This is a genomic window from Mesorhizobium sp. M7A.F.Ca.CA.002.09.1.1 (genome assembly GCF_003998555.1).
Classification (GTDB): domain Bacteria; phylum Pseudomonadota; class Alphaproteobacteria; order Rhizobiales; family Rhizobiaceae; genus Mesorhizobium; species Mesorhizobium ciceri.
In genome coordinates, this window is sequence record NZ_RZRR01000463.1 from 1 (window position 1) to 4,374 (window position 4,374).

The following is a 4,374-nucleotide window of genomic DNA, read 5'->3' on the forward strand; positions in this document are numbered from 1 at the left end:
CGGCAGGACGCCGGTGCCACGGCAAGGAGTTCAGTGCGCAATGGCAACGATCACCCCGCAGAAGAAGTCCACCGCTGCGCGTCACGGTTTCAAGACCGGCGAGTACATCGTCTACCCGGCGCATGGCGTCGGCCAGATCGTCTCGATCGACGAGCAGGAAGTTGCTGGACACAAGCTGGAACTGTTCGTCATCGACTTCTCGAAGGACAAGATGCGCCTGAAGGTGCCGGTCGCCAAGGCGACCTCCATCGGCATGCGCAAGCTGTCGGAAGAGGATTATGTCGAGCGCGCGCTGAAGGTCGTGCAGGGCCGCGCCCGCGTCAAGCGCACCATGTGGTCGCGCCGCGCCCAGGAATATGATGCGAAGATCAATTCGGGCGACCTGATCTCGATCTCGGAAGTCGTGCGTGACCTCTACCGCGCCGACAACCAGCCGGAGCAGTCCTATTCCGAGCGTCAGCTCTACGAGGCGGCGCTCGACCGCATGGCCCGCGAGATCGCGGCCGTCAACCGCATGTCGGAAACCGAAGCCGTGCGCCTAATCGAGGTCAACCTCAACAAGGGCCCTAAGCGTGGCGCCAAGGCCGACAATGAAGAGGCCGAGCAGGAAGAAGCTGCCTGATCTTTCTCACCTTTCGAGAAATCCTGCGTGAAACGATTGGAGGCTCCGGTTTGACCGGGGCCTCTTTTGCTTTCGGGCGGCAGCTTCGATGTTGGTAGGCCCTGCGCACCAGCGTGCTGCATCGCGGCTTGCCGGCGCGCCGAGCCGTCGAGCGCGCGTTTCGTTTTAACGTGTGTCGCCACTTATCGCCTTGCCGCCAAAGCAGACCGCGGTAATGGTCTCGCGCAATTCCTCGTCGGCGATCGGCTTGTGCAGGATGCGGCTGCCGCTGGCGCTGATCTCCTTGAGGCGCGCCGGCGACGTATCGCCAGTAATGATGATGGTCGGGACAAGCCGGCCGATATGGGCGTGAAGCGCACGGATCGCGTCGGTGCCGGTGGTGTCATTCTCGAGACGGTAGTCTGCGATGATCAGGTCGACCGGCGCATCGCCGGCAGCCAGCGCCGCCGTATGGGCCTCCTGCGCCTCTGCGGCGGAGCGGCCGGGATAGACACGATGTCCCTCCAGGCTGAGCAAGCGCACCATGGCATCGAGAACGTCGCCCTCGTCCTCGACCACCATGATGCCGGCGGCACTGCTGGCCGGCGATGTCGTGTCGACCTCCAAGCGAGCTTGCACCGCGCCGGCCTTCGCGACGGTGATGGAAAACAGGGAACCGCGCCCGGACGTCGAAGCCAATTTCAGGGGGTGCCCCAACAGCTCGGCGGTGCGGCGAACGATGGCGAGCCCGAGTCCCAGGCCTTGCGTGCGGTCCCGCGCCGGGTTCTGCAACTGCACGAACTCCTCGAAGACCATCCCCTGCTGATCGGCGGGGATGCCGGGGCCGCTGTCGAGGACCTGTATCTCCACACATGCGCCGCGCCGGCGACAGCCCAGCAGGACACCACCTTGCTTGGTGTAGCGAAGGGCATTCGAGATCAGGTTGTTGAGGATGCGCTTCAACATCATCGGGTCGCTGTCGACGTAGAGACTGCTGTCTACCACGCGCCACGTAAGTCCGCGTTGTTTTGCCTCGGCGGCGAATTCATTGCGAAGATCACCAAAGAGGTCGCGCAGCGGCACCGCCTCGCTCGCGACCGTGACGATGCCCGCATCGAGCCGCGAGATATCGAGCAAAGCGTTGAGCAGCCCACTGAAGTTGCTGACAACCGATTTCGCCCGGCTGGCCAGATCGCGCGCCTCGCCGGAGGGTACGTCGCCGCGCTGCCCCAATATGGCAAGCGTCGAGACCAGCAGGCTCAGGGCATGGATCGGTTGGCGCAGATCGTGACTCGCCGCCGCCAGAAAACGCGTCTTGGCACGGTCGGCGGTCTGCGCCCTGTCGCGTTCCTCTTGCAGGTGCTCGACCAGCGTTTCGTTCTCCAGTCGCAGGCTGACGGTTTCGCGCAGCATGCGGTAGGTGATACGGCAGTAGTAGAAATTGATCGCCACCAGCGATGCGAGCAGGAACAGGAAGGCGCCGGAAATATCGCTTTGGGTGGTCAAGCAGCGCAAGGCGACCGGCACCACCGTGGCCAGGATGGAACCGACCAGCGCCGGCGGAAAGGCCGACAGCGACGGCACCGTACCGCAGACGAGACCAGTCAGGACGATGACCGTGAAGGACAGCACGATCGGCGCCTCGGGCATAAAGCCGACCCAGCCAAGCACCCCCCACAGAAGGCCCGACATACAGGAAAACGCCGTGGCCAGCCATGCCCAGCGCAAGATCGAGCCGCGATCCCTTGAGCGGCTGAAAAAACGGCGCGACGCCAGCACCCGGATAGCCGTCAGCAGATACAGCGCCGCCAGCCAGCCGATCAGCCAATTGGCGGAAACGGCCGTTCTCAGAACATAGACCGCCGCCATCGAGATCACGATGTTGGAGATGACCACGCCGTAGGAATTGCGATACAGGAGTTCGACCAGGGCCTGGCGTATCTTGTCTTCCTGCATCGAATCCCTCCAATTGTCCCAAGTAATTCTCCGGCCGGTCTTCCCCGGTACCGTTGATCTACCGGCAACCTGTTTCGCATAAGTTGGCGATCGATCCATATACGCCGCTGCAGCCCTGGATGGTGCCCCGATGAACCGCTCGCTCACCGCCATACTCGCCGACGACCATGCCATCGTGCGCGAGGGGCTGAAGTTGCTTATCTCGGCTATGGACAATGTCTCGGTCGTCGCCGAGGCTGCGGATGGCGAGGCGCTGCTTGGCCAGCTGCGAAGCACGCGCGCCGACCTTTTGATCCTCGACCTCGGCATGCCAGGTGTGGCCGGGATGCAGTTTATCGCCACCATCAGGACCTTGGCGCCACGCCTGCGGATCGTGGTGCTGACGGCCAATGTCGAGCCGAGGACAGTACGCGCCGCGCTCAGCGCCGGCGCCAACGCCTACCTGACCAAGGATGGCGATCCCGAGGAACTCGGCGCTGCCATCGAAGCGGTCAAGAACGGAGGCACCTATCTGGCGAAAACCGTTCGCTTCGCGGTCAGCGATATAGGCAGGGAAAGCGAGCCGATAGCCGCGCAGGAAATCCTGTCCCCGGTACCGCTGACGCGGCGCGAACGGCAGATCCTTCAACTGGTGGCGCAAGGCATGATCACGCGCGACATCGCCGAACGACTGGGCATCAGCCTGCCGACCGCTCGCAAACATCGCGAAAATCTGATGGGCAAGCTCAGTCTCCACAACACCGCCGAACTGACCGCCTACGCGGTTCGTCTGGGATTGCCCACCGGCTGATATCGCAGCCGCTACAATGGGCAACCCGGCAACGGCCCCTTAACCATCGGCAGATTAGCCAAACCCGATCATCATCCAAATACGGCATCCGCCGTATGTTTTCGGCCTGCCCCCCGGCCTACTCCTCCCACGGCTTGATCACATGGGAGGAGCTGTCATGCCATCGCTGGATCTCTGGATTCCGTTCGCCCTCGCAACACTCGCCTTCGCCTGCATGCCAGGACCGGCGATTCTCTACATGACAGCGCAGACGCTGGCCCATGGCCGTCAGGCGGGATTGATGGCGGCACTGGGTGTCCATCTTGGTTGTTACGTGCACATCCTGGCCGCGGCGGTCGGGCTCGCCGCACTGATGGAACACGCGCCGGTCGCTTTCTTGGTGATCCGATGGGCGGGCGCCGCATATCTCATTTCGCTGGGCCTTGCCATGTTCCTGGGCTGGAACCGGATGGGCGAGGATGGTGCCAGGCCGGCCCCGAACACATTTCGCGACAGCATGGTCGTCGAGATCCTCAATCCCAAGACGGCACTGTTCTTCCTGACCTTCCTGCCGCAGTTCGTGGATCCGTCAGCCGGCATGGCCGTCGGGTTGCAGTTCCTCATCCTCGGCATCATCGTCAATCTCATCTTCTCGATGGCCGACCTTGCGGCGGTCGGCATCGCCTCCCTCGCCCTTGGCCGGTTCACTGGCGCCGGATGGGTGATCCCAAAGACATGCGGTTCGATCCTCATCGGACTTGGCGTGGCGCTCGTCAGCCATCATATCTGAACCTGCAAATGAAGAGCCGCGATTTCGAGGGAGATCTGACGGTGAAATTTCAGCGGCTGCTGGCGGCAAGGCCCGATATGCCGAAGGATGGCTGACGGCCTGCTCGCGCATCCGGCAAGATATACCGGAACCGGCGCGCCTTCGGGGCCATCGCCCGAATTCTACAGACCCTAGGCCGCGCCTACCCGCCGCCGCCTTCCTTCTCAGCCTCCTGCTTCAGCGTCGCAATGAACCGCTTCGTCCGTTGCTGCTCCGGAT

At 63.1% G+C, this 4,374-nt stretch carries 4 protein-coding genes; 3 read left to right on the top strand and 1 reads right to left on the bottom strand.

The window, feature by feature from the left end; translation table 11 throughout:
• Positions 1-40 precede the first annotated feature (40 nt).
• Positions 41-622 carry a CarD family transcriptional regulator gene (locus tag EN994_RS19735; protein ID WP_013529179.1) on the top strand — a complete coding sequence of 194 codons (582 nt, stop codon included), beginning with the start codon at positions 41-43 and terminating at the stop codon, positions 620-622.
• A 165-nt stretch (positions 623-787) separates the two neighbouring features.
• Here the strand turns inward: EN994_RS19735 and EN994_RS19740 are convergent, their stop codons facing one another.
• The gene (locus EN994_RS19740) at positions 788-2,557 is read right to left on the bottom strand and encodes an ATP-binding protein (RefSeq protein ID WP_063169188.1); all 1,770 of its coding nucleotides are present in this window, start codon (positions 2,555-2,557) and stop codon (positions 788-790) included.
• A 130-nt stretch (positions 2,558-2,687) separates the two neighbouring features.
• Between EN994_RS19740 and EN994_RS19745 the strand changes: the two genes are divergently transcribed.
• Both EN994_RS19745 and EN994_RS19750 read left to right on the top strand, forming a co-directional pair.
• Positions 2,688-3,347 carry a response regulator transcription factor gene (locus EN994_RS19745; protein WP_063169189.1) on the top strand — a complete coding sequence of 220 codons (660 nt, stop codon included), beginning with the start codon at positions 2,688-2,690 and terminating at the stop codon, positions 3,345-3,347.
• Positions 3,348-3,504: 157 nt separating this feature from the next.
• The gene (locus EN994_RS19750; RefSeq protein ID WP_127307739.1) at positions 3,505-4,116 is read left to right on the top strand and encodes a LysE family translocator; all 612 of its coding nucleotides are present in this window, start codon (positions 3,505-3,507) and stop codon (positions 4,114-4,116) included.
• The last annotated feature ends 258 nt before the right edge of the window (positions 4,117-4,374 follow it).

Excerpts from the sequence above, each read along its gene's own strand:
- EN994_RS19740 (WP_063169188.1), bottom strand. The coding sequence starts at position 2,557 with ATGCAGGAAGACAAGATACGCCAGGCCCTGGTCGAACTCCTGTATCGC.
- EN994_RS19750 (WP_127307739.1), top strand. The coding sequence starts at position 3,505 with ATGCCATCGCTGGATCTCTGGATTCCGTTCGCCCTCGCAACACTCGCC.
- EN994_RS19735 (WP_013529179.1), top strand. The coding sequence starts at position 41 with ATGGCAACGATCACCCCGCAGAAGAAGTCCACCGCTGCGCGTCACGGT.
- EN994_RS19745 (WP_063169189.1), top strand. The coding sequence starts at position 2,688 with ATGAACCGCTCGCTCACCGCCATACTCGCCGACGACCATGCCATCGTG.